Source organism: Paraburkholderia sp. IMGN_8, assembly GCF_038050405.1.
Taxonomy (GTDB): domain Bacteria; phylum Pseudomonadota; class Gammaproteobacteria; order Burkholderiales; family Burkholderiaceae; genus Paraburkholderia.
The window spans coordinates 1284245-1309025 of sequence record NZ_CP150900.1; the positions used below are offsets into that span (position 1 = coordinate 1284245).

At 63.0% G+C, this 24781-nt stretch carries 23 protein-coding genes and 1 tRNA gene; 14 read left to right on the top strand and 10 right to left on the bottom strand.

Going from position 1 to position 24781, the window contains the following annotated elements; translation table 11 throughout:
* Positions 1 to 48 precede the first annotated feature (48 nt).
* Complete coding sequence (locus WN982_RS06140) at positions 49 to 210, top strand: hypothetical protein (RefSeq protein ID WP_341314860.1); 162 nt, start codon at positions 49 to 51, stop codon at positions 208 to 210.
* A 63-nt stretch (positions 211 to 273) separates the two neighbouring features.
* Here the strand turns inward: WN982_RS06140 and WN982_RS06145 are convergent, their stop codons facing one another.
* The 5 genes from WN982_RS06145 to wrbA form a co-directional block, all read right to left on the bottom strand.
* Positions 274 to 1005: an SOS response-associated peptidase gene (locus WN982_RS06145; RefSeq protein WP_341314861.1), complete on the bottom strand. Its 732-nt coding sequence runs from the start codon at positions 1003 to 1005 to the stop codon at positions 274 to 276.
* Positions 1006 to 1155: 150 nt separating this feature from the next.
* Positions 1156 to 1962, bottom strand: a complete 807-nt coding sequence (locus WN982_RS06150; protein WP_341314862.1) for a metallophosphoesterase — start codon at positions 1960 to 1962, stop codon at positions 1156 to 1158.
* Between the two features lie 42 nt (positions 1963 to 2004).
* Positions 2005 to 3423 (bottom strand): FAD-binding oxidoreductase, encoded by a 1419-nt coding sequence (locus tag WN982_RS06155; protein WP_341314863.1) that lies wholly within the window; start codon positions 3421 to 3423, stop codon positions 2005 to 2007.
* A gap of 50 nt (positions 3424 to 3473) precedes the next feature.
* The gene (locus tag WN982_RS06160; RefSeq protein WP_341314864.1) at positions 3474 to 3881 is read right to left on the bottom strand and encodes a DUF2069 domain-containing protein; all 408 of its coding nucleotides are present in this window, start codon (positions 3879 to 3881) and stop codon (positions 3474 to 3476) included.
* 53 nt (positions 3882 to 3934) lie between these two features.
* The gene (gene wrbA / locus WN982_RS06165) at positions 3935 to 4537 is read right to left on the bottom strand and encodes an NAD(P)H:quinone oxidoreductase (protein ID WP_341314865.1); all 603 of its coding nucleotides are present in this window, start codon (positions 4535 to 4537) and stop codon (positions 3935 to 3937) included.
* 121 nt (positions 4538 to 4658) lie between these two features.
* Here wrbA and WN982_RS06170 point away from each other — a divergent pair, with 121 nt between their 5' ends.
* Positions 4659 to 5975 carry a YihY family inner membrane protein gene (locus tag WN982_RS06170; RefSeq protein WP_341314866.1) on the top strand — a complete coding sequence of 439 codons (1317 nt, stop codon included), beginning with the start codon at positions 4659 to 4661 and terminating at the stop codon, positions 5973 to 5975.
* Between the two features lie 35 nt (positions 5976 to 6010).
* Here WN982_RS06170 and WN982_RS06175 read toward each other — a convergent pair whose 3' ends face one another.
* The 3 genes from WN982_RS06175 to WN982_RS06185 form a co-directional block, all read right to left on the bottom strand.
* On the bottom strand, positions 6011 to 6331 hold the full coding sequence (locus WN982_RS06175; RefSeq protein WP_341314867.1) for an Mpo1-like protein: 321 nt from the start codon (positions 6329 to 6331) through the stop codon (positions 6011 to 6013).
* 211 nt (positions 6332 to 6542) lie between these two features.
* Entirely contained in the window at positions 6543 to 7376 is an 834-nt protein-coding gene (locus WN982_RS06180) for an alpha/beta hydrolase (RefSeq protein ID WP_341314868.1), read from the bottom strand.
* The gene (locus WN982_RS06185; RefSeq protein ID WP_341314869.1) at positions 7373 to 8743 is read right to left on the bottom strand and encodes an O-acetylhomoserine aminocarboxypropyltransferase; all 1371 of its coding nucleotides are present in this window, start codon (positions 8741 to 8743) and stop codon (positions 7373 to 7375) included. Before WN982_RS06185 ends, WN982_RS06180 begins: the two co-directional genes overlap by 4 nt.
* A gap of 239 nt (positions 8744 to 8982) precedes the next feature.
* Between WN982_RS06185 and WN982_RS06190 the strand changes: the two genes are divergently transcribed.
* The 3 genes from WN982_RS06190 (at position 8983) to aroC (ending at position 12756) form a co-directional block, all read left to right on the top strand.
* Positions 8983 to 9444 carry a CBS domain-containing protein gene (locus WN982_RS06190; RefSeq protein ID WP_341314870.1) on the top strand — a complete coding sequence of 154 codons (462 nt, stop codon included), beginning with the start codon at positions 8983 to 8985 and terminating at the stop codon, positions 9442 to 9444.
* A gap of 181 nt (positions 9445 to 9625) precedes the next feature.
* On the top strand, positions 9626 to 11563 hold the full coding sequence (locus WN982_RS06195) for an MFS transporter (protein WP_341314871.1): 1938 nt from the start codon (positions 9626 to 9628) through the stop codon (positions 11561 to 11563).
* A gap of 92 nt (positions 11564 to 11655) precedes the next feature.
* Positions 11656 to 12756: a chorismate synthase gene (aroC, locus tag WN982_RS06200; RefSeq protein WP_341314872.1), complete on the top strand. Its 1101-nt coding sequence runs from the start codon at positions 11656 to 11658 to the stop codon at positions 12754 to 12756.
* A gap of 198 nt (positions 12757 to 12954) precedes the next feature.
* Here aroC and WN982_RS06205 read toward each other — a convergent pair whose 3' ends face one another.
* Positions 12955 to 14628, bottom strand: a complete 1674-nt coding sequence (locus tag WN982_RS06205; protein WP_341314873.1) for an electron transfer flavoprotein-ubiquinone oxidoreductase — start codon at positions 14626 to 14628, stop codon at positions 12955 to 12957.
* Between the two features lie 189 nt (positions 14629 to 14817).
* Between WN982_RS06205 and WN982_RS06210 the strand changes: the two genes are divergently transcribed.
* Complete coding sequence (locus WN982_RS06210; protein WP_341314874.1) at positions 14818 to 15594, top strand: SDR family oxidoreductase; 777 nt, start codon at positions 14818 to 14820, stop codon at positions 15592 to 15594.
* A 171-nt stretch (positions 15595 to 15765) separates the two neighbouring features.
* Positions 15766 to 16197 carry a thioesterase family protein gene (locus WN982_RS06215; protein ID WP_341314875.1) on the top strand — a complete coding sequence of 144 codons (432 nt, stop codon included), beginning with the start codon at positions 15766 to 15768 and terminating at the stop codon, positions 16195 to 16197.
* An 89-nt stretch (positions 16198 to 16286) separates the two neighbouring features.
* On the opposite strand, the gene WN982_RS06220 is transcribed toward WN982_RS06215, so the two are convergent.
* Complete coding sequence (locus WN982_RS06220) at positions 16287 to 16832, bottom strand: LuxR C-terminal-related transcriptional regulator (RefSeq protein WP_341314876.1); 546 nt, start codon at positions 16830 to 16832, stop codon at positions 16287 to 16289.
* Between the two features lie 280 nt (positions 16833 to 17112).
* On the opposite strand from WN982_RS06220, the gene WN982_RS06225 reads away from it, so the two are divergent.
* The 7 genes from WN982_RS06225 (at position 17113) to thrS (ending at position 24755) form a co-directional block, all read left to right on the top strand.
* Positions 17113 to 17817 (top strand): CoA transferase subunit A, encoded by a 705-nt coding sequence (locus WN982_RS06225; RefSeq protein ID WP_341314877.1) that lies wholly within the window; start codon positions 17113 to 17115, stop codon positions 17815 to 17817.
* Positions 17818 to 17819: 2 nt separating this feature from the next.
* A complete protein-coding gene (locus WN982_RS06230; protein ID WP_341314878.1) occupies positions 17820 to 18461 on the top strand; it encodes a CoA transferase subunit B in 642 nt (213 codons plus the stop codon).
* A 267-nt stretch (positions 18462 to 18728) separates the two neighbouring features.
* Entirely contained in the window at positions 18729 to 19640 is a 912-nt protein-coding gene (locus WN982_RS06235) for an alpha/beta hydrolase (protein ID WP_341314879.1), read from the top strand.
* A gap of 82 nt (positions 19641 to 19722) precedes the next feature.
* Entirely contained in the window at positions 19723 to 20076 is a 354-nt protein-coding gene (locus WN982_RS06240; protein WP_341314880.1) for a RidA family protein, read from the top strand.
* Positions 20077 to 20138: 62 nt separating this feature from the next.
* Positions 20139 to 22385, top strand: coding sequence for a bifunctional (p)ppGpp synthetase/guanosine-3',5'-bis(diphosphate) 3'-pyrophosphohydrolase (locus WN982_RS06245; protein ID WP_341314881.1), 2247 nt, complete (start codon positions 20139 to 20141; stop codon positions 22383 to 22385).
* A gap of 135 nt (positions 22386 to 22520) precedes the next feature.
* Positions 22521 to 22597, top strand: a tRNA-Val gene (locus tag WN982_RS06250).
* Between the two features lie 250 nt (positions 22598 to 22847).
* Positions 22848 to 24755, top strand: coding sequence for a threonine--tRNA ligase (thrS, locus tag WN982_RS06255; RefSeq protein ID WP_341314882.1), 1908 nt, complete (start codon positions 22848 to 22850; stop codon positions 24753 to 24755).
* Positions 24756 to 24781 lie beyond the last annotated feature (26 nt).

A 24781-nucleotide genomic window follows, 5' to 3' on the forward strand; every position in this document is an offset into this window, starting at 1 on the left:
ATCAGCCGCCGTTCGGCAAATCGTAACAACTGGAAGGACGAGGGATTCATGGATACGCATCTGATGATCGGCGTGGCCGTCATGTTGGGACTGATCGGAATCGCCGCATCGCGCGATTTGCTGCGCCGTTTGCGTGAACAGCAGCCGCAGCTGGTGCCGATCAAGGTCGAGCGCCCGGTGGATTTGTCTGCACAAAGGCGCGACCGCTGAGTTTGGCTGCAGTGCTCATCTGCCACGTTCAGCTATTGAGTTTTCACGATCGAAGCCGCGCTTTCAGGGCAGCGCTTCGATCAGACCCGGCTCGTCATTGAGCGTGCGGTCTACCTCGGGGCTCACCCGATGCCAGCGAAAGCGCCCGGCGGGTACACAGGCGCCGCGCGCGAGCTGCTCGAGTTCACCCGGCGGCAGCGCCGGATCCAGCCAGCGGCGCGCCGCATCCGGCGCGAACACCAGCGGGCGGCGGTCATGCACGTCGATCAGGCCCGCGTCGGCGGTGGCTGTGACAATCACCAATCCCATGCCTTCTGTTTGCGGCTCGGTGCCGCGCACGCTCGATAGCGCGGCAAGGTACATTGGCGCGTCGCTTTTCAGGCGCACGAAATAGGGTTGGCGGATCGTTCCGGCGTCCTGGATTGCCCCCTCCATGGCGTCATCGCGGGTGTCCGTGCTGGGCGCCGCTTCCACGCGCCATTCGAACCAGCCGTCCGCGGGGACCAATACCCGTCCGGTTTTCCACAGGTCCTTGAAGTAGCGAGCGTTCGCCGCGGTTTCGGCGCGCGCGTTGATCGTTTGCGGCAGATGCTGCGCGCGTGCCCAGGCCGGGCAGTAACCCCAGTGGATCGCGCGCAGCGTCTGGTCAGGATATATCGCGAGCGGATGCGTGCCGGGCGACAGGTTGTAGCCGGGGCGGCGGTCGGCGGTGTCGAACAGCATCAGCGGATCGCTGAGGCCGAGATGCTGCGCATAACGAAGCGGATCGCCGTACTGGCTGATTCGACCACACATGAGCAACCTCCTGATGCGACCGACCTGACCGGCAAGACTGATTCGGCCCATGGGGCCAACACGTCAGTCACGACAGTCACTACCCAGCCGACGACAACAGCGTAGTGCGTGCCGCGTAGCCTGGATACCCAGATCGGCCCCAAGCCAACGCTAGATCTCCACCACCTTGACCCAGTCGAACTGCGGATTCTCCGGCTCGCGGGTACGCCGGTCGAGATAGCCGCGCGGATTGCAGACCACGCGCGTGCCGTTCACCGTGTAATCGAACGACGTATGCGTATGTCCGTGAATCCACAGCGCGACGGGGGCACGCACCAGTTCCGGCAGATGGCTGACAAAGCCGGCCGAGACGCGGTCTTCCGCGTAGCGCTCGGCCAGACTCAGCCGATGCGGCGCGTGATGCGTGACGACGATCGTCTTGCCCCCGAACGGTTTGGCCAGCTCGCGTTCGAGCCATGCGCGTGCCTGCCTGTGCAGCGCGAGAGAGTCGGCGGGTGTGAAATCGCGCGGAGAATCCAGCGTGTCGTGCGGCCAGTTCATCTGGATCAGGCCGCGGAAGTCGAGCATCGCCCGGCGCGATGCTTCGATGGATTGGGCGAGCGCGGCTTCGTCGGCGCCGTATAACGCGAAGTCGGTCCACAAGGTCGTGCCGAGCACGCGCCAGCGGCCCTGCGGGTCGACGAGCGTGGCGTTGTTCAGCACGTACACGTTGTCGACCGAGGCCGCTGCGTCGTAGAGCGCCGTTTCGAGTGCGCCGAATTCGCCGTCGTAGTACTCGTGATTGCCCGGCACGTAGATCACCGGCACGGCGCCGTTGAAAGTTTGCGCGGCCCAGCGCGGCCCGGCCGCGTGATTGTGGATGTCGCCGGCAAGCACGATCAGATCCGCCTGCGCATGCGGGATCAGCTCGGGCTCGTCATTCTCCAGATGCAGATCGGACAGCACTCGAATCTTCACGGACGGCTCCTGCGATGGGCCTCGAATCAGAGGCTTCAGACCTTAGCGTAGCACCTTGCCGGGGTTCATCAGATTGAGCGGATCGAGCGCGCGTTTGACGGCGCGCATCAATTGCACCTCGACGTTCTGCTTGTAATGCATCGCTTCGTCGATCTTCAATTGGCCGAGCCCGTGTTCGGCGCTGATGCTGCCGCGGTGACGGTGCACGTTGTCGTACACGAGCTGATTGATCGGGCTTTGAAACGCCTTGAGGAACGCGTTCGCGTCGACGCCCTCGGGTGCCTGCACGTTGTAGTGCAAGTTGCCGTCGCCCAGATGGCCGAACGTGACCATCCGCGTGCCCGGCACAGCCTGCGCGATCGCCGCGTCGGTTTCCTCGATGAAGTGAGCGATGCGCGAAATCGGCACGGCGATATCGTGCTTGATGTTCAGACCTTCTTCCGCCTGCGCGAGCGGAATATGTTCGCGCAGATTCCAGAACGCCCGCGATTGCGTGAGGTTTTCCGCGACCACCGCGTCTTCGACGAGGCCTTCTTCGAGTGCGATTTCCATCAGGCGCTCGAACAGCCCGCGCGCATGTTCCTCGCTTTCGCTGTCCGACAGTTCGAGTAGCACCACTTGTGCGTGCGGCTCGGCGAACGGATAGCGCATCTGTGCAAAATGCCGGCCGACCAGCCGCAGACAGAAATCCGACATCAGTTCGAAACCGGTCAGAAGCGGTCCGGCGACGCGTTGCGTCAGCGACAGGAAATCGAGCGCCGCATGCGGCGACGCCAGTGCGGCGAGCGCCGTGACGCGCGCAGCCGGCTGCGGATGCAGCTTGAGCACGGCGGCGGTGATGATGCCGAGCGTGCCTTCCGCGCCGATGAACAGGTCGCGCAGATCGTAGCCGGTGTTGTCCTTGCGCAGTCCGCGCAGGCCGTCCCACAGTTCGCCTTGCGGCGTCACCACTTCGAGGCCCAAACACAACTCGCGCGTGTTGCCATAGCGCAGCACGCCGGTGCCGCCCGCGTTGGTGGCGAGATTGCCGCCGATCGTGCAGCTGCCTTCGGCGGCGAGGCTCAACGGGAACAGCCGGCCCGCTTCCTCAGCGTGCTTCTGCACCTCGGCGAGGATAACGCCGGCTTCGACAGTGATCGTGTTGTTGTGCGGATCGATGTCGCGCACGCGGTTCAGGCGCCGCAAACTGACGACCGCCTGCGCGCCGCTCGCATCCGGCGTTGCACCGCCGGCGAGCCCAGTGTTGCCGCCCTGCGGCACCAGCGCGACGCGATGTTCGACGGCGAGCCGGACGAGCGCCGCGACTTCTTCAGGCGTGGCCGGGCAGAGCACCGTGCAGGCCGTGCCGGTGTAACGGCGGCGCCAGTCGGTGAGATAGGGCGCGGTGTCGTGCGGGTCGGTCAGTACATGGGCGGCGCCGATGGCGTCGCGGCAGGCGGTGAGAAAAACGGCTTGGGTCATGATGGTCGGTCAAGGTGTTCGGCGGATAGGTTACGCGGGAAGCGCGGTCCTCATTGGGCGCTTCCCCTGGCCTGCTTTGCGTTCTGTTTTGCTGCCTGTTTTGCCGCGCGCTTGAACGGCGCGACATAGGCGAGCGTGCAGACGAAAAAAACCACTGCGAGGGCGCTTTCCAGCCAGCCGAGGCGCGCACTCGAACCGTGGTCGCTCCAGCCGCGTACGATGCCCTCGGCAAAATACAGCAAGATCAGCATCGACGCCCACTGCAGCGTGTAAAGCCGGCGCCGCCAGACGCCCGGCAGCGCGATCAGCAGCGGCACCGCTTTGAGCACCAGCGCCGAGCCGCCTGGCCGCAGCGGCGCGAGCCACCATTCCCAGGCAACCGACAACACGATCAAAGCAAGCAGGGCGGCTGTAGCGCCGAACGCGGCCGGGTGGTTTTGCGGCACGAGTGGGGGCATGGCGGTTGCGGTTGTTGCGCTGGCTGCCGCGCGATTTGCCACGTCCGGCTCGCTCACGGACGTTCGCTCATCGACGCCGCCGTGCGCGCGACGCGTGCGCCCAAGGCGATCGCGAGCGTTTTTTCGTCGGCGGAGATGCCGTGTTCGGCGCTGCCCGCACGGGCGAAATGCGATGCGCCGTACGGCGTGCCGCCGGTTTGCGTGGTGCTCAGCGCGCTTTCGGTGTATGGAATGCCGACGATCAGCATGCCGTGATGCAGAAGCGGCAGCATCATCGACAGCAGCGTGGATTCCTGGCCGCCGTGCAAACTGCCGGTCGACGTGAACACGCACGCCGGTTTGCCCGCCAGCGCGCCGGACAGCCATTGCGGCGTGGTGCCGTCGAGAAAGTACTTGAGCGACGCAGCCATATTGCCGAAGCGGGTGGGCGAGCCGAGCGCCAGACCGGCGCATTCTTCGAGGTCGCTCAGTTCGACGTAGGGCGGGCCTTCGGCGGGAATGTCCGGCTGGGTCGCTTCGCAGACGGTGGAAACCGCCGGCACGGTACGCACGCGTGCCTGCATGCCGGGGACGCTGTCGACGCCGTGCGCGATCGCCAGCGCGAGCTCGCGTGTGGCGCCGTGACGGCTGTAATAGAGCACGAGAATGTCTTTCATAGGCCTCATCGGTGAACGGGTATTATAGGGGTTGGGTCCGCTGCAGAGGCCATCCATAGCCGTTCGGCCAGGTTTCGCGCACTGTCCTGAAACACCGGTTCACGAAGCAAGGAGGTGGGGTTTGTTGTCCAGAGTGCGTTTCGATCTCGACACGCTCAAACGGCTCGCGCAGTTTGCCGCGAAGCGCAGCGGCGAAGACCGCATTCCGCAGGTGGCCGGCAGTCTCACGTTCACCACCATGCTCGCGCTCGTGCCGCTCGCCACAGTCGCGTTCGCGTTGTTCACCGCGTTTCCGATTTTCAGCTCGTTTCAGGAGTCGCTGCAGTTTTTTCTTGCCGAGCATCTGATGCCCGCGCAGCTCAACAGTCAGATTTTCAACTATCTGAACCAGTTCGCGTCGAAGGCCAAGGGGCTGACTACGATCGGCATGATCCTGCTGTTCCTCACAGCAGTGATGACGATGATGACGATTGAATCCGCCTTCAACGTGATCTGGCGGGTGCGCAAAGCGCGGCCGTTTGCGCAGCGCGTGCTGGTCTATTGGGCGATCATTACGCTCGGACCGATTCTGATCGGCGTGAGTTTGTCGATTTCGTCCTATCTGTTCACGCAATCGATGGCGCTCACGGCGACCCAGCATCTCCCGGCGCCGATCGAATGGGCACTCACCGGCGCCGCGCTGCCATTGACGGCGCTCGCCTTCACGATTCTCTACGTCTATCTGCCGAACTGCCGGGTGGAATGGCGCGATGCGGTGATCGGCGGAGTCACTGCCGCGATCGCGTTCGAGCTCGGCAAGCGCGGCTTCGGTTACTACGTGCGCCGCATTCCTACCTACACCGCGGTGTACGGTGCATTTGCCGCCGTGCCGTTGTTCCTGCTGTGGATGTACCTTTGCTGGTTCATCACGCTGGCGGGCGCGATGATCGCGTCCGCATTGCCGGCCATCCGCATTGGCCAGTTTCATCGCCCGACTTTCGAGGGCAGCAATCTGTTCGATTCGCTCGAATTGCTTGCGCGGCTTTCAGAAGCGCGCGATGCGGGCAAGCGCGGCTACACGGTGCAGGAACTCTCGCGCATGCTTCGCCGCGACATGGACACGACGCTCAACCTGCTGCAAAGACTCGAGGCGATCGAATGGATCGCGAGCTTGCAGGAAGACGGCACGCGCCCGCACTTCCTGCTGCTGGCGAATCCGGCACAGATCACGGTCGAGCGCTTGTTCGGCCTGTTCGTGATCGATCGCGCGGAGCTCGAATATCAGCTTGGTCTCAACTCGACGCGCGTGGATGGCGCAACGCTTCTCGCGGCGCTCGAGAACGACAAGCTGCAATTGACGCTCGCCACGTTGCTGGCGGCGCGCGCTGCGGCGCGTGGTGCGGCTTGTGCCGAGGAAGACGAGCAGGGTGCTTCTTCAATGCCGCATCAGGCCGCCTGAAGCGACAGTGAAACCGCAGTTAAACTGCCGGGAAACTACAGCGAAATCTTCCCGACGCAGATGTCCTTGAACATGACCCAGTCGCCCATCAGGCTGTAGAGCGGATGCCGGAAAGTCGCCGGCCGGTTCTTCTCGAAGAAGAAATGCCCGACCCAGGCAAAGCCGTATCCGCAGACAACGGCAGCTGGTAACCATAGCCAGTCGCCGGTGGCGAGCGCCATGGCGAGACAGCCGATCACGCCGAGCGAGCCCACGAAATGCAGCCGCCGCGAGACCGTGTTGCGATGCTCGCTCAGGTAGAACGGATAGAACTCCGCGAAACTCGCGAAGTGATCGGTGTGCGCGGTTCGAGCCATCACAGCCTCCGAATTTCGACTCTTCTCGACTCCGTGCCTGCCGTTTCCCGGGTTTCGGACGCGCGTGGACCTGCTTAAGGCGCGCTCAAAACCGGACAGGCTTGAACCATTGTGCGGCTATCGGCTCATGCGCGCAACCTGGCCATTCGGCCGATGGTATGCGCGCACCGACGCGGTTATCGTGACGATTCGTGGCGCCTATTCGTGGCGACTACTGAGCGACGGTTGCTGCCTTCGAAGCGAAGCTGAACAGGGCGTCGAGCGTTGCATCGGGCTGCTCGGTCATTAGCGCGTGACCGGCTTCGAGCGTGATGGTGTCGACCGGTACGCCGGCTCGCGCGAAAACGTCGGCGAGCGCTCTGGCCGCGCGCGGCGGCGTCATCGCATCGCGCCTGCCGACGATCAGCCGCGTCGGGCAACGTACTTGCGCGGCGCGCGCGGGGCCGTCCGCGTAGCTGTTGCAGGCGGTGAAGTCGGTGTGGAACAGATGCGGTTCGCCGTTCGCCGAGACGCGCTCCATCAGCCGCTGATTCATGCCGTGCAGCCAGAAGCCCGGGCCGGGGCAGGAAGGCTTGGCGGCGAGTGTCGAATGCGACCACTGATTGACCATGCCGATCGCCTCGGGCTCGCGATGCAACGCGGCGTCGAGCAAGGCGTCGGAGACGGTCATCGGCACGGCGGTGGCGAGGAGAGCAAGGTGCGTCGCGCGTTCCGGATAGCGGCCGGCGAAGTCGAGTGCGACCAGCGAGCCCATGCTGTGACCGGCCACGAACGCGCGTTGCACGCCGGCGGCGTCGAGCAGGGCGGCCAGCCAGTCGGCCATTGCCGCTACGGTGGCAAGCGCCGGGCCGTCACTGCGGCAGTGTCCGGGCAGATCCACTGCCAGCACGCCGAAGCCGTGGTGCGCGAAGTAGCGCGTTTGCAGCGGCCATACGCTATGGTCGTGCTCGGCGCCGTGAACGAACACGGCGGTCGGCAGGCTGGCGTCGAACGGTTTGCCGCCGGTATAGGCGTAGGCCGGTTTGGCTTGAACAGTGAGGATCATGCGGACTCCGGGCGCGGTGCGCCGCCGCCAGCGGATGCGGCGGATGAACTGGACGGGCCGGCTTGGGGCGTAGTCGGCCCGCCTGCTTTCTGGGCGGCTTTCAGTGCGCGCTTGAGGTCGTCGATCAGATCGTCGGGATCTTCCAGGCCGATCGAAAGGCGGATCGTGCCTTCGGCGATGCCGGCTGCGGCGAGCGCGGCGGCGTCCATACGGAAGTGCGTCGTCGATGCCGGATGGATCACCAGCGAGCGCGCGTCGCCGACGTTCGCCAGATGCGAGAACAGCGACAGCGCTTCGATGAAGCTGCGGCCGGCCGCGCGGTCGCCGCGCAGATTGAAGCTAAATACCGCCCCTGCGCCGCGCGGCAACAGACGCTTCGCGAGCGCATGGTCAGGATGCGTCGGCAGTTCCGGATAAGCGACGGTTTCGACCGCAGCATGGGCGGCGAGGAATTCGACCACTTTGCGCGTATTCGCGACGTGCCGTTCCATGCGCAGCGGCAGCGTCTCGATGCCTTGCAGCAGCTGCCAGGCGGCCTGCGGATGCAGACAGGCGCCGAAATCGCGCAGGCCCTCGCGGCGCGCGCGCAGCAGGAACGGCGCGACGGTGCTTTCTTCGGCGAACACCATGCCGTGAAAGCCTTCGTACGGCTCGGTGAATTCGGGGAAGCGGCCCGACGCCTCGAAGTCGAACGTGCCGCCGTCCACCAGCACGCCGCCGATCGTCGTGCCGTGGCCACCGAGGAATTTGGTCGCCGAGTGGTAGACGAAGTCGGCGCCGTGCTCGAACGGTTTGAGCAGGTAGGGGGTGGTAAAGGTCGAGTCGACCAGCAGCGGTACGCGGTGCTCATGCGCAATCTGCGCGACCGCGGCGATATCGAGCACGTCGAGGCCCGGATTGCCGAGCGTTTCGCCGAAAAGGAGGCGCGTGTTCGGACGCAGCGCCGCGCGCCATGCGTCGAGATCGCCCGGTTTGACGAAGGTCGTCTCGATGCCGAAGCGCCGCAGCGTGTAGTGCAGCAGGTTGTGCGAGCCGCCGTACAGCGCGCTGGAGGCGACGATATGGGAGCCGGCGCCCATCAGCGTGGCGATCGCCAGATGCAGCGCCGCCTGACCGCTGGCCGTGCCGATCGCGCCCGCGCCGTTTTCCAGCGCGGCGACGCGCTCTTCGAACACGGCCACGGTCGGGTTCGAGATTCGCGAGTAGACGTGGCCGGCGCGCTCCATATTGAACAGCGCCGCAGCGTGGTCAGAATCGCGGAACGAAAACGAGGTGGTCTGGTAGATGGGCGTGGCGCGCGCGCCGGTGGTGGGGTCGGGGGCTGCGCCGGCGTGCAGCGCAAGCGTATCGAAACGGTTGGCGGACATCCTGGGCGGCGAAGCCACGGGCGGCCTCGCGAAAGGTGAAAGTGGCGGCCATCCTATCACCGGCACGAATCGCTTCAAGCGCGGTTTTCCCGATGGCCGCAGTCCGGGTTTTGCCGGGCACGGCGTGCGAACCCCCGCTGCGCCTTGGCGGGCGGGCCGCTTTCCTTTTATGGGGCTTTCCGCTAGGATCGAAAGTCACTCATGCTTTACCAGCTTAGCGGGCATACGGGAGACAGATCATGCGAGTCAGCGACATTCTTAAAGTCAAAGGCAACACCCTTTTCACGGTCACGCCGGATACGACGCTGCACGACGCAGTCAATGCGATGGCGGAGCACGATATCGGCTCGCTGGTCGTGATGGAATACGGCGACCTCGTCGGCATGCTGACGTTTCGCGAGATTATCCTGATCTTGAGCAAGAACGGCGGCAGCGTCGGCACCTCGACGATCCGCAAGGTGATGGACGATCATCCGCTCACCTGCACTCCGGAAACCGACGTCAATGAGGTGCGGCGCATGATGCTCGAGCATCACGTGCGCTATTTGCCGGTGCTGGAAAGCCGCACGTTGATGGGCGTGATCTCGTTCTACGATGTCGCGAAGGCTGTGGTCGAAGAGCAGGGCTTTGAAAACCGTATGCTCAAGGCATATATCCGCGATTGGCCGGAAGAGCAGCAGGAACAGCAACCGGCGCGTTGATTCATGGGGCTCGCGCGGCGCTCGAGCCGTTGTGGCGAGCGTGAAGGTGCACGCAAGGCGCGCGCGAAAGCGTGCGCTTTTTTGTGTCCGGCTCAGCGTCAATGTTCGTGGGCTGCCTGATGCCGGGTTTGCGCACGTCGCTTTGTCCTTCGTTGCTCTTTTAGCCCGTTCTCCGACCTTCATGAGCGATCGTCCGTTACCTGCCGCCCGCCGCGCCGCCCGCACTCACGAGGCGCACGAATCCCAGTTTCGCCTGCTCAGCCAGCGCCGGTTTGCGCCGTTTTTCTGGACCCAGTTCCTCGGCGCGATGAACGACAACGTCTTCAAGATCGGTTTTACGTCGCTCGTCACGTATCAGGCCGCGCGCTTTTCCGGCGTCGATCCGAAGACCGCGGCGTTCCTGATTTCGGCGATTTTCATCCTGCCGTTCGTGCTGCTGTCCGCCACCTCCGGTCAGATCGCCGACAAGTACGACAAGGCGATGCTGACACGCTTCGTCAAGAGCTTCGAAATCGTCGTGATGCTGATCGGTGGCGGGGGTTTCTGGCTGCATAGCGCGCCATTGCTGTATCTGTGCACCTTTTTGATGGGCGTCCATTCGACTGTGTTCGGGCCAGTCAAGTATTCGTACCTGCCGCAGCATCTGTCGAAGGCGGAACTGGTCGGCGGCAACGGGATGGTCGAGATGGGCACCTTCGTCGCAATCCTGATCGGGACGATCGTCGGCGGCGCGGGGGCGGGTTTCGCCGAGCACGGCGCGGTGGTGCTGGCTTGCGCTTGCGTCGCGATTGCGCTGGTCGGGCGGGCCGTATCGAGCTTCGTGCCGATCACGGCGGCGCCGCAGCCCGATTTGCGCATCAACTGGAATCCGGTCACCGAGACCTGGCGCAACCTGAAGCTGGCGCGCGAAAACCGTACGGTGTTTCTGAGCCTGCTGGGTATCTCGTGGCTGTGGTTCGTCGGCGCGACCTTTCTGTCTTCGTTTTTCCGTTTCGCGAAAGACGTGCTCTCCGCCAATCCGGATGTCGTGACCGTGCTGCTCGGCACCTTCTCGATCGGCATCGGACTGGGGTCGCTGCTGTGCGAAAAGCTCTCGAAGCGGCGTATCGAAATCGGTCTCGTGCCGCTCGGCTCGATCGGCATGAGCGTGTTCGCGATCGATTTGTTTTTCGCCAGCCACGCGCTGCCGGCGGTGGGCCACCTGCTGAGCGTCGGCGAGTTCCTCGCGCGGCCCGCCCATTGGCGCGTGCTGGCCGATCTGTTCCTGCTGGCGATGTTCGGCGGTTTTTACAGCGTGCCGCTCTATGCGCTGATCCAGAGCCGCAGCCAGCCGAGCCACCGGGCGCGCATCATCGCCGCGAACAATATTCTGAACTCGGTGTTCATGATCGTCTCGGCGCTGATGGCGATGGGCCTGACCGCGGCGGGCTTCAGCATTCCGGCGATTTTCCTCGTCACGGCCGTGCTCAACATCGTGGTGGCGACCTACATTTATTCGCTGGTGCCCGAGTTTCTGCTGCGCTTCGTCGCCTGGGTGCTGGTCCATACGTTCTACCGGATTCGTCTGGTGCATGCCGAACGCATTCCGGAAGAGGGCGCGGCCGTGCTGGTGTGCAACCACGTGAGCTTTGTCGACGCGATCGTCATCATGGCCGAGAGCCCGCGGCCGATTCGTTTCGTGATGGACCATCAGATCTTCAAGACGCCGTTCGCCGGCTGGGTGTTCCGCCAGGCGAAGGCGATTCCGATTGCGCCCGCGCATCAGGACCCGGAGTTGCTGAAGCGCGCCTATGAGCGCTGCGCGCACGCGCTCGCCGACGGCGATCTGGTTTGCATCTTTCCAGAGGGCAAGCTGACCAGGACCGGCGAGATGAATCCGTTCCGCCACGGCGTGACTGAGATCATTCGCCGCACGCCGGCACCGGTCGTGCCGATGGCGCTGCGCGGGTTGTGGGGCAGCGTGTTTTCACGCGCCAACGACGCGCGCTGGCCACGGCCGATCCAGAAAGGCGTGATGAGCCGACTGACGCTGGCCGTCGGCGAGCCGCTCGATCCGGCGGCTGCGACGCCGGAGGTGTTGCAGCAGATCGTCACCGAACTGCGCGGCGCGCGGAAGTAGCGGGGACATAGGAGGGCCCGGCGAGCGACGCGGCCCTGGCCCCTTGGGGCTGGCATAATAGCGTTTTCCCCGCTTTTCTTTGGACGACGCCCATGTCCGGCAACACTCTCGGTACGCTTTTCACTGTCACGTCCTTTGGCGAATCGCATGGTCCCGCAATCGGCTGCGTGATCGATGGCTGCCCGCCGGGCATGGCGCTGAGCGAAGCCGACATCCAGCTCGAACTCGACCGCCGCAAACCCGGCACGTCGCGCCATGTTACGCAGCGTCAGGAAGAAGACAAGGTGGAAATCCTGTCCGGCGTGTTCGAAGGGCAGACCACCGGCGCGCCGATCGCGCTGCTGATCCGCAACACGGACCAGCGCAGCAAAGACTACGGCAACATCGCCGAAACCTTCCGTCCGGGTCACGCCGACTACACCTACTGGCAGAAATACGGCATCCGCGACTATCGCGGCGGCGGCCGTTCGTCGGCCCGTCTGACGGCACCGACGGTGGCGGCCGGCGCGGTCGCGAAAAAATGGCTGCGCGAGCATTTCGGTACTGAGATTCGCGGCTATATGGCGGCGCTCGGCGAGATCGACGTGCCGTTCGTCGACTGGGCGCACGTGCGCGAGAATCCGTTCTTCGTGCCGAATGCGGAAATCGTGCCGCAACTCGAAGACTACATGGACGCGCTGCGCAAGGACGGCGATTCGATTGGCGCACGTATTAACGTCGTGGCTTCCGGGGTGCCGGTTGGACTCGGCGAGCCGCTGTTCGACCGCCTCGACGCGGACATCGCGCACGCGATGATGGGCATCAATGCGGTGAAGGGCGTCGAGATCGGTGCGGGTTTTGCCAGCGTCGCGCAACGCGGCTCGGTGCATGGCGACGAATTGACGCCGGAGGGGTTCGTCGGCAATCACGCGGGCGGCGTGCTCGGCGGCATTTCGACCGGACAGGACATCACGGTGTCGATCGCGATCAAGCCGACCTCGAGCATCCGCACGCCGCGCCGTTCGATCGACAAGGCGGGGCAGCCGGCTATTGTCGAAACGTTCGGGCGTCATGATCCGTGCGTCGGTATCCGCGCAACGCCGATCGCCGAATCGATGCTCGCACTGGTGCTGATCGACCACGCGTTGCGGCACCGCGCGCAATGCGGCGACGTCTCCGTGGCCACGCCGAAGATCGCGGCGAGCGCGCCTTGATGTGCGTTCTTTGAACGCCTTCGTTCGACCCGCGCAGCGCTGTTGTCTGTGTGCCTGCGGCGTTGGCCTTTCCTTGAATTGATATTGGTTTATTAGCGTTCCCCCCGCACAGGGGCGACGCTAATAAACCAATAAGAAAACAAGGAAAGGCAACACCGCAGGCACACAGAAACATGCCGCCGCCAAAGGCAAAAAACCTTACATATTCGGATAATTAGGCCCACCGCCGCCCTCAGGCGTGACCCAAACAATATTCTGGGTAGGATCCTTAATATCGCATGTCTTGCAGTGCACGCAGTTCTGCGCGTTGATGACCAACCGCTCGCTACCATCATCGTTCTTGACGAACTCATACACCGCAGCAGGGCAGTACCGAGCTTCAGGCCCAGCGTAAGTCTGAAGGTTCACATTCACCGGCACTGAAGGATCCTTCAGCGTGAGGTGCGCTGGCTGATTCTCTTCATGATTGGTGTTCGAAATAAAAACCGAAGACAACCGGTCAAAAGTCAGCTTCCCATCCGGCTTCGGATAAACAATCGGCTTGCACTGCGAAGCAGGCTTCAACATCTCGTGATCGGAATGCTGATGATGTAGCGTCCACGGCACATTGCCGCCCAACACCTTCTGCTCGACCCCAACCATCAGCGTACCGAGGTACAAGCCCTTACTCATCCACTGCTTGAAATTGCGCGCCCGATGCAACTCGGTATGCAGCCACGAAGTCTTGAACGCTTCCGGATAAGCCGCCAGCTCATCGGATTGACGCCCAGCCTGAACCGCATCGAAAGCCGCTTCAGCCGCCAGCATCCCGGTCTTGATCGCCGCATGGCTACCCTTGATCCGCGATGCGTTCAGGAACCCGGCATCGTCGCCGACCAGCGCACCGCCCGGGAACACCAGCTTCGGCAGCGACAGCAGGCCGCCCGCCGTGATTGCCCGCGCGCCATACGACACGCGCTTGCCGCCTTCGAGTACCGCGCGGATCACCGGATGCGTCTTGTAACGCTGGAATTCCTCGAACGGCGACAGGTACGGGTTCGTATAACCCAGGCCGACCACGAAGCCCACCACCACCTGGTTGTTGTCCATGTGGTACAGGAACGAGCCGCCGTACGTGTCGTTCTCGAGCGGCCAGCCGGCCGTGTGCATCACCAGACCCGGTTTGTGCTTCGAAGGATCGATTTCCCACAGTTCCTTGATGCCGATGCCATACACCTGTGGATCAACGCCTTCGCGGAGCTTGAATCTGTCGTTGAGTTGGCGCCCCAGGTGCCCGCGCGCGCCTTCGCAGAACAGTGTGTACTTCGCGTGCAACTCCATGCCGAGCTGGAAATTGTCGGTCGGCTGGCCATCCTTGCCGATGCCCAGATTGCCGGTCGCCACGCCTTTGACCGAGCCGTCGTCGTTGTACAACACTTCGGCCGCGGGAAAACCCGGGAAAATCTCGACACCCGCCGCCTCGGCCTGCTGCCCCAGCCAGCGCGTCACGTTCGCGAGGCTGATCACATAGTTGCCGTGATTCTTGAAGTTATCCGGCAGCGCCCACGTCGGCACGCTCTTCGAGCCGGTCTGCGTCAGGAACAGGAAGCGGTCTTCGGTCACGTCCACGGTCAGCGGCGCGCCTTTTTCCTTCCAGTCGGGGATCAGTTCGTTCAGCGCGCGGGGGTCCATCACCGCGCCGGAGAGGATGTGCGCCCCGATCTCCGAGCCTTTTTCCAGTACGCAGACGCCAATTTCAACGCCTTTTTCCTGCGCCAGCTGCTTCAGGCGGATCGCCGCGGACAGGCCAGCCGGGCCGCCGCCGACGATCACCACGTCGTATTCCATCGACTCGCGCGGGCCGTACTGCTCAATGAGACTTGCGGGGGTCATTGATGCTCCTCTTACCGTTAGAATGCTTTTTTCGGGATCGTATTGTGGGCGATCGATTCCTGCACTGCAACCAGATGAACAGAGATTAGCACGATCGTTCTATTTGTGTGATACGGTATTGACCCGCACTGAGGGTCTTACCACACCTGTCAACCGCATCTGCAGTTTCAACCGAACAAGGGAACGACAATGGGCCGTTCGATCAATCTGGAAGGCAAGGTCGCGCTGATTACCGGCGCCTCGAGCGGGTTGGGAAAGCGCTTTGCTCAGGTGTTGTCGCAGGCAGGCGCCAAGGTCGTACTGGCAAGCCGCCGCACCGAGCGTCTGAAGGAATTGCGCGCCGAGATCGAGGCGTCCGGCGGCGCGGCACACGTGGTTTCGCTGGACGTGACGGATTATCAGAGCATCAAGGCGGCGGTGGCCCACGCGGAAACCGAAGCGGGCACGATCGACATTCTGGTGAACAATTCGGGTGTATCGACCACGCAGAAGCTTTCGGAGGTCACGCCGGCAGATTTCGAATACGTGTTCGATACCAACACGCGCGGCGCGTTCTTCGTCGCTCAGGAAGTCGCCAAGCGCATGATCATGCGCGGCAACAATGCGCAGAAGCCGTCGTACCGGATCATCAATATCGCGTCGATGGCGGGTTTGCGCGTGCTGCCGCAGATCGGTTTGTACTCGATAAGCAAGGCGGCCGTGGTCCATATGACGAAGGCTATGGCGCTGGAGTGGGGCAAGCACGGCATCAACGTGAACGCGATCTGCCCGGGTTATATCGATACCGAGATCAACCACCACCACTGGTCGACCGAGCAGGGGCAGAAGCTGGTGTCGATGCTGCCGCGTCATCGCGTCGGCAAGCCGGACGATCTGGACGGCCTGTTACTGCTGCTGGCAGCGGACGAATCGCAGTTCATCAACGGCTCGGTGATCGCCGCCGACGATGGTTTCGGGCTGGCCTGAACGCGGCTTTGCGCGCCTTTGTGCGGCTCAGCGACACTTCGGATTAGCGCGCGAGCGACGATACAGTTTTACACACACAGGCCTTCTGAAGAGGGAAGGCCCGCGCTATCTTGATTCAACGCCGGTCTGCGCGCCGGTTTCAACCTGGTTTCAACCCGTAAAAGAAGTGCAATGAGCAATTTTCACGCAGTTTTTGAGATGTCGATGCCGATCCGTTGGGGCGACATGGACGCATTCGGCCATGTGAACAATACGGTCTATTTCCGTTACATGGAGCAGGTGCGGATTTCCTGGTTCGAGCAACTGGGTCTCGCCGGCAGCAACGCCGACGGGCAGGGGCCGGTGATCGTCAATGCGTCGATGGAGTTTCTCAAGCAGTTGCACTATCCCGGCGACGTGATCGGCCGGATGACGGTGGCCACCCCCGGCCGCAGCAGCTTCGACACCGGTTTCGAGCTGGTGCGCGCCGACGACCCGGACACCGTGTATGCGCGCGGCGCCGCGCGCTGCGTGTGGATCGACTACGCGGCAGGCAAGTCGGTGCCGGTTCCCGATCAGTTGCGCGCGACCATCGAGCGCGCCGGGCTGGTCAAGGCGGCTTAGTGGCCAGGCTTAGTAGCCACGTTTAATCGCTAAACCCGCAGCGCGAGCCACCGCCGCGAACGTAGCGGACAGCTTCCGGGCCGCTCTGCTCAATGCCCGAGCAGGCGCTGCAGCAACTCGGTTGCGTTGCCCGTATCGTATTTGCGCATCAGCCGCGCGCGGTAGACATCGACCGTGCGCGGGCTGATCTCCAGCGCCCGTCCGATCTGCTTGCTGGTTTTTCCGGTCACCAGTTGCGCGGCGATTTCGCGCTCGCGCGGCGTCAACTCGACCGCGACGCGCCGCGTCGCGCTCAGATCCTCGAACGTCCAGATGCCGGCCGCGTGTGCCTCGGCGCGTTGCCGCGAGCGGCCCGTCACGTGGCACCAGAACAATTCCCCGTTGGCGCGCTTCATGATGCGGTCGTCCGCGTAGCTGCCTTGCGCGGTCATGATCGGCGGAATCCGCGCGCCGATCCGCTCGAACTCATCCGTGGACGGATACAGCACCTGGAACGACTGGCCGAGCAGTGCCTCGCGCGTGCAGCCGAATATCGACGCCAGCTCGTCGTTGCAGTCTTCAATGATCCGTTCGCGCGACAGCACGAGCCCGATCGGCGCGAGTTGAAAAGCGGTTTGGTAATCCAGTGCGGGCATGGGCAGGCGGCAAGTACTTATGTATTTTTGCGTATTGTGCCGTACGGCGCGCCCAGCGTACTCTTTCGGGCACATCACAACGCGGCGAAGCCGTCCGCGGCGGGCATCGGCGCAAATAATCAGGCAACTTAGGCGGGCAACCCCGGCAATCTGAGCGCACGGCCGGCCGCGGATGACTAGAATGACGTGTCGGGCTTGCGCCCGCTGGACGTCATACCAGCCGTAACGATCCGGCGGCCGGCGTACCGGTTTCGGGTTTCCATAAAGGAAGGGACAAACGATGAACAAGGTCTATCCAGGCGCGGCTGACGCGCTGAAAGACATCGTCAAGGACGGGCAGACGTTTGCCGTCGGCGGCTTCGGGCTGTGCGGCATTCCGGAGGCGCTGATCGGCGCGCTGCGCGATTCGAAGGTGCAGGGCATCACCTGTATCAGCAACAATGCGGGCGTCGACGGTTTCGGCCTCGGTCTGTTGCTCGAAACGCGCCAGGTCAAGAAGATGATCTCGTCGTATGTCGGCGAAAACAAGGAGTTCGAACGCCAGTATCTGGCCGGCGAACTCGAGCTCGAATTCACGCCGCAAGGCACGCTCGCCGAGAAGCTGCGTGCCGGCGGCTCGGGCATTCCGGCGTTCTTTACGAATACCGGCTACGGCACGCTGATCGCCGAAGGCAAGGAAACCCGCCAGTTTGGTGACAAGCACTACGTGCTCGAACGTTCGCTGACGGCCGATGTCGCGCTCGTCAAGGCGTGGAAGGCCGACAAATCGGGCAACCTGATCTATCGCCGCACCGCGCGCAACTTCAACCCGATGTGCGCGATGGCCGGCAGGATCACGGTCGCGGAAGTCGAGGAAATCGTTGAGGTGGGTGAGCTCGATCCGGACGCGATCCACACGCCGGGCATCTTCGTGCAGCGCATCGTGCTCAATGCGCATCCGGAAAAACGCATCGAACAACGCGTCGTCCGCGCGAAAGGAGACTGATCATGGCATGGACTCGTGACGAAATGGCCGCGCGCGCGGCGAAGGAATTGCAGGACGGCTTTTACGTGAACCTCGGCATCGGCTTGCCGACGCTGGTGGCGAACCACGTGCCGCCGGGCGTCGAAGTGTGGCTGCAGTCGGAAAACGGCCTGCTCGGCATCGGCCCGTCGCCGACGGAAGACGAAGTGGATGCCGACCTGATCAACGCCGGCAAGCAGACGGTGACCACACTGCCGGGTTCGTCGATTTTCTCGTCGGCGGATTCGTTCGCGATGATTCGCGGCGGCCACATCAATCTGGCGATTCTGGGCGCGATGCAGATCAGCAAGAAGGGCGATCTGGCCAACTGGATGATCCCGGGCAAGATGATCAAGGGCATGGGCGGTGCGATGGACCTTGTGGCGGGCGTCAAGCGCGTGGTCGTGCTGATGGAGCATGTCGCGAAGGGCGATCAGCACAAGATCCTCGAAGAATGCACATTGCCGCTGACGGGCGTGGGTGTGGTCGATCAGATCATCACCGACCTCGGCGTGATCGAAGTGACGGAAGACGGTCTGAAGGTGACCGAACTGGCGCCGGGTGTCAGTGTCGAGGAAATCAAGGCGAAGACCGGCGCGCCGCTCGATGTGAGCGCGGTGAACTGAGTTGCGTCGTGGGCCGGTCAGTGTTTATGAACCTGACCTGACTGGCGCGGCGGCAGAGCATGATCCGAAGCGGGTGAGGCGTGAGTCTCGCCCGCTTTGTTTTGTGCGGCGCGTGTTTGTTCCCGTGTTTGTTCCAATTCGGCTCGTCTTAGACCGTTCGGCCGATCCTTACCGCGCGGCAAAGCGGTTTACAATCGTTTGCAGGTTGGACGCTCAATTCTGCTCGGCCTTTGGACCGCGCAGCGCCGCTTTTGCAAGGAACCCTCGATGACCGCAACGTTCGCTTCCACCGCCGAGCGGCCCGTGCCGCGCCAACGTTATGTGCAGTGCGCGAGCGCCGCTGGCTTGCACCGCATTGCCTACACCGAGTGGGGCGATCCGGCCAATCCGCGCGTGCTGGTCTGCGTGCACGGCTTGACACGCTCAGGGCGCGATTTCGACCGGCTCGCGGCGGAATTCGCCGCCACTTATCGGGTGGTGTGTCCGGATGTGGCGGGGCGGGGCTTGTCATCGTGGCTCGCCAACCCCAGCTTCTATGGTGTGCCGCAATACGTCGCCGACATGGTGACGCTGATCGCGCGCCTCAATGTCGAAACGGTCGACTGGTTCGGCACGTCGATGGGCGGCCTGATCGGACTTGGGCTTGCCGGGTTGCCGGACACGCCGGTCCGCAAGATGCTGCTGAACGACGTCGGTCCGCATCTGGAACCGGTGGCCGTGGAGCGCATCGGCGATTATCTCGGCAAGCCTGTGCGTTTCGAAACGCTGCAACAAGGTATCGATTACGCTGCGTTGCTCGCCCAGACTTTCGGCCCGCTCACGCCGGACGAATGGCGTGAGATCAATACGCCGCTTTTGCACGAGCAGGACGGCGGCTGGCAATTCCGCTATGACCCGCGCATCGCGCAGCCGTTTGCCGCGGCTACCGAAGAGGCGACCAAGCTTGGCGAGGCCGCGCTATGGCATTCGCTGGCTGCATTCCAGGGGCCGGTGCTGGTGGTGCGCGGTGAGCAGTCGGATCTGCTGTCGCGTGAAACCGTGGCGAAGATGGTCGAGTCCGGGCGCGCGGTATCGAGCGTGGAAATCGCAGGCGTCGGGCATGCACCGGCGTTTCTGTCGGCCGATCAGATCGGCATCGCGAGGCAGTTCTTTATCGGCCCGGCCGCCGAGGCGTCATAATATGTAGTTCCGTGCGGCGTTCTGAAGGGATGTAATGCGGAACGCATTTTCGATCAACGCTCAACCAACCTCAGGATTCTTCATGGCAGTCATTCGTCACCACGTCGGCAAGCGCCTCTCGGAAATCGCCGTGCACAACGGCGCCGTATACCTCGCGGGCCAGATCGCCGAAGACGCGGATCAGGACATCACGGGTCAGACGCGCGAAGTGCTCGGCCACATCGACCGTCTGCTGGCTGAAGTGAACAGCGACAAATCGCATTTGCTGTCGGTGCAGATCTTCATCTCCGACATGGCGCATTTCGCCGGTATGAACGCTGTGTGGGACGAGTGGGTCGCACAAGGCGCTACGCCGCCGCGCGCTACCGTCGAAGCCAAGCTCGCGAACCCGAAGTGCCTCGTCGAAGTGGTCGTGGTCGCTGCGCAGCGCAGCTAAGCCATTGTTGTTTTTGCTGTTGAAATTCCGTTGATCCGTCCCGCCTGGCGGCACGCCGCACCATGACTACCGAAACAACTGTTCCACACACGCCAACGCCTCTTCCTTCCTTCGACGAAGCGATGGCGTTCGTGCGCGAACACGCGGGCGAGGTGCGGCTGTCGTCGGGCGAGTTGCTGGCGGAGCATGCGGCGGGTACGGCGTCGATCATGCGTACACTCAACGTCGATCCGCCGGCGGTGCTGGCGGCGGCGCTGTTTGCGCTGACGCCGCATCTGCAGGACCCGGAGCGCGTGATCGCCGACAACTTCGGCGAAGAGGTCGCGCAACTGGTCGGCGACGTGCGCAAGCTGTTGCGCTTGGGCACAGTGAGCTTGCGCGCCGCGCAGAATGCGATTCCCGAAGCCGGGCGTGACGCACAAGCGGCGCGCCGCGCGCAGGTCGAGGCGCTGCGCAAGATGCTGCTCGCATTCGCGCAAGACATTCGAGTGGTGTTGATCCGGCTCGCGTCGCGACTGCAATCGCTGCGCTATTACGCGGCGGCGAAAGTGACGCCGTCGCCCGACGTCGCGCGCGAGACGCTCGATATTTACGCGCCGCTCGCCAATCGTCTGGGCATCTGGCAACTGAAGTGGGAACTTGAAGACCTCGCGTTCCGTTTCGAAGAGCCCGTCACCTACAAGCGCATCGCCAGGCTGCTCGATGAAAAGCGCATCGAGCGCGAGAGCTATGTCGAGCAGGCGATCGCGCGCTTGCAGCAGGAACTGGCTGCAGCGCACATTCGCGCTGAAGTCAGTGGCCGGCCGAAACACATCTACAGCATCTGGCGAAAGATGCGCGGCAAGGAGCTGGACTTCGCCGAACTGCACGACGTGCGTGCGTTTCGCGTGATCGTGCCGGATATCAAGGATTGCTACACCGTGCTCGGCATCGTGCACAACCTGTGGCAACCGGTGCCGAAAGAGTTCGACGACTACATCTCGCGGCCCAAGCCGAATGGCTATAAATCTCTGCACACGGTCGTCATCGGCGACGACGGCCGCGCATTCGAAGTGCAGATCCGCACGCAGGAAATGCATCAGTTCGCTGAGTACGGCGTGGCAGCGCACTGGCGCTATAAGGAAGCGGGCACGCGTGGTTACGGCGGCCAGTTCAGCGCCGACGAGAAGTACGACGAGAAGATTGCGTGGCTGCGTCAGCTGCTCGCGTGGAAAGACGAAGTATCCGAAGGCGAGCACGGCGAGAAGCGCGCCGCACAGCCGTGGGAACAACTGCGCCAGGCTACGCTGGACGACGACCACATTTACGTGCTCACACCGCAAGCGCGGGTGATCCCGTTGCCGCACGGCGCCACGCCGGTGGACTTCGCGTATCACCTGCATAGCGAGCTCGGGCATCGCTGCCGTGGCGCGCGCGTCGACGGCGCGATGGTGCCGCTCAACACGCCATTGCAAAACGGCCAGACGGTCGAGATCGTCACGGTGAAAGAGGGCGGTCCTTCGCGCGACTGGCTCAACCCGCAGCTGGGGTATCTGCAGAGTTCGCGGGGACGGCAGAAAGTGCGCGCGTGGTTCAATGCCGTCGAGGTACAGGAGCACATCGCGAGCGGCCGGGCGATGGTCGAAAAGACCTTGCAGCGCGAGGGCAAGACTTCGGTCAATCTCGATCAGCTTGCTGCGAAACTGGGCTTCAAGACCACCGACGATCTGTTTTCCGTGGTCGGCAAGGAAGAGTTCAGTCTGCGGCTGGTCGAGCAGGCGCTGCACGACGCGCCGCCGCCCGAGCCTGTGGTCGAAGCGCCGGAGCAGTTCGAGAAACGGAGCAGCGGCGCGAGCGTTGCGCGCGGTGCGTCGACCGGCGTGCTGGTGGTCGGCGTCGACGCATTGCTCACCCAATTGGCGCGCTGCTGCCGGCCCGCACCGCCCGATGAGATCAGCGGCTTTGTCACGCGCGGCAAAGGCATGTCGATTCATCGCAGCGATTGCCCGACTTTCCTGCGCATGGCTGAACGTGCGCCCGAGCGCGTGCTGCAAACCGCGTGGTCCGCGGATGTGATGAGCGGCCGCGGCCAGTCCGTCTATCCGGTCGACCTCACGATCGACGCAACGGATCGGCAAGGCCTGCTGCGCGATATCTCCGAAGTGTTCGCGCGCGAAAAGATGAATGTGATCGGCGTGAAGACGCAGACACGTCGCAATGCCGCGTTCATGCAGTTCACTGTCGAGGTGTCGAGTGCCGCGCAGATTCAGCGCGCGTGTACGCTGCTCGGCGAAGTGACGGGTGTGGTGCGCGCTTCGCGCAAGGGGTGACGCGCGTGCCCGGCAGCCTGTATCGGCGCGCATCCGCTGAGACCGCCGAGACATTAGCGTGTGAGTAGAAATTTAAAGTCAGTGCATAAAAGTACTTGCCAAGCGATGTGCGGCTCCATATAATCTCGTTTCTTCAGGCTCGTAGCTCAGCTGGTTAGAGCACCACCTTGACATGGTGGGGGTCGTTGGTTCGAGTCCAATCGAGCCTACCAACGAAAGAGGAATTCCGGTTTTGCCGGGGTTTCGCAAGCTGCAGGAAGCGCCTCGGCGCAAAAGGCGAATACGGTTATGACACCGCGAACGTTGACCGAAACTACTTCGGAGCGACGCTAGTCGAGGACCACTTTCGCCAATGTAGTTTGCAGGAAATGTGAATGCGGCCCCTCGAAAGCGGGGCCGCATTTTTTTTGGCTTGTTTGATGGTTGTATGTGCCGCCGCCGGTCGGCACCACGGAGAACGCAATGGTTTCGATACGTCTGCCTGACGGTTCTGTTCGACAGTACGAGCATCCGGTGACCGTCGCCGAAGTGGCCGCGTCGATCGGCCCCGGTCTCGCGAAGGCCGCACTCGGCGGCAAGATCGACGGCGAGTTGGTGGACACGTCCACGCTGATCGATCGCGACGTGGCGCTCGCCATCGTCACCGAAAAAGACCTCGACGGTCTCGACATCATTCGTCACTCTGCGGCGCACTTGCTCGCGTACGCGGTGAAGGATCTGTACCCGGAAGCGCAAGTCACAATCGGTCCGGTGATCGACAACGGCTTTTACTACGACTTCGCCTACAGCCGTCCCTTCACGCCTGAAGATCTCGAGAAGATCGAAAAGCGCATGCAGGAACTCGCGAAGAAAGACGAGCCGGTCTCGCGCCGCGTGGTGACGCGCGGCGAAGCGGTGGACTATTTCAAGAGCATCGGCGAAAAGTACAAGGCCGAGATCATTGAGTCGATCCCTGTTACCGATGAAATCAGGTTGTACTCGCATGGCGGTTTCACCGACCTGTGCCGCGGCCCGCACGTGCCGTCCACCGGCAAGCTGAAGGTCTTCAAGCTGATGAAGGTGGCCGGCGCCTACTGGCGCGGCGATTCGAAGAACGAACAGCTGCAGCGCATTTACGGTACGGCCTGGACGAAGAAGGAAGACCAGGAAGCGTATCTGCACATGCTCGAAGAGGCGGAGAAGCGCGATCACCGCAAGCTCGGCAAGCAACTCGATCTGTTCCACATGCAGGACGAGTCGCCGGGCATGGTGTTCTGGCATCCGCGCGGCTGGACGCTGTGGCAGCAGGTCGAGCAGTACATGCGCCGCCGCGTGAACGGCGCCGGCTACCTCGAAATCAAGACGCCGATGATCATGGACCGCTCGTTGTGGGAAGCGTCGGGCCACTGGCAGAACTATCGTGAAAACATGTTCACGACGGAATCGGAAAAGCGCGACTACGCGATCAAGCCGATGAACTGTCCGGGTCACGTGCAGGTGTTCAATCACGGTCTGCGCTCGTATCGCGATCTGCCGCTGCGTTACGCGGAATTCGGCTCGTGCCATCGCAATGAATCGTCGGGCGCGCTGCACGGTCTGATGCGCGTGCGCGGCTTCGTGCAGGACGACGCACACATTTTCTGTACCGAAGACCAGTTCATCAGCGAATCGATCGCGTTCAATACGCTGGCGATGAGCGTGTACAAGGACTTCGGCTTCGATCACATCGACATCAAGCTGTCGCTGCGCCCGGATGCGCGCGCCGGCACGGATGAAACGTGGGATCGCGCGGAGCAAGGCCTGCGCGAAGCGCTGACCGCCTGCGGCGTGACCTGGGAAGAGTTGCAGGGCGAGGGCGCGTTCTACGGCCCGAAGGTCGAGTACCACATCAAGGACGCGCTTGGCCGCTCGTGGCAATGCGGCACGTTGCAGCTCGATATGGTGCTGCCGGAGCGTCTGGGTGCTGAATATGTGGCAGAAGACAACAGTCGCCGCCGGCCGATCATGTTGCACCGGGCAATCGTCGGATCAATGGAGCGTTTTCTCGGTATTCTGATCGAGCACCATGCTGGTGCAATGCCGTCATGGCTCGCACCGATGCAGGTTGTGGTGATGAATATCGCGGAAAGTCAGGCCGAATATGCACAGTCTCTAGCCCAATCGTTGCAAAAACAAGGGGTTAGAGTGGAGGCTGATTTGCGAAACGAGAAGATTAGCTATAAAATACGGGAGCACACGCTGGAAAAGGTGCCGTATCTCCTTGTGGTCGGCGATAAAGAGCGTGATGCCCAAACGGTAGCCGTGCGTGCCCGTGGTGGTGTCGATCTGGGTGTGATGCCCCTCGATGCCTTCATTGAGCGTCTGCGTCAGGACGTGCAGTCGTTCAACTGAGCCACTTGGCAGCGCGGCTTGTTTTT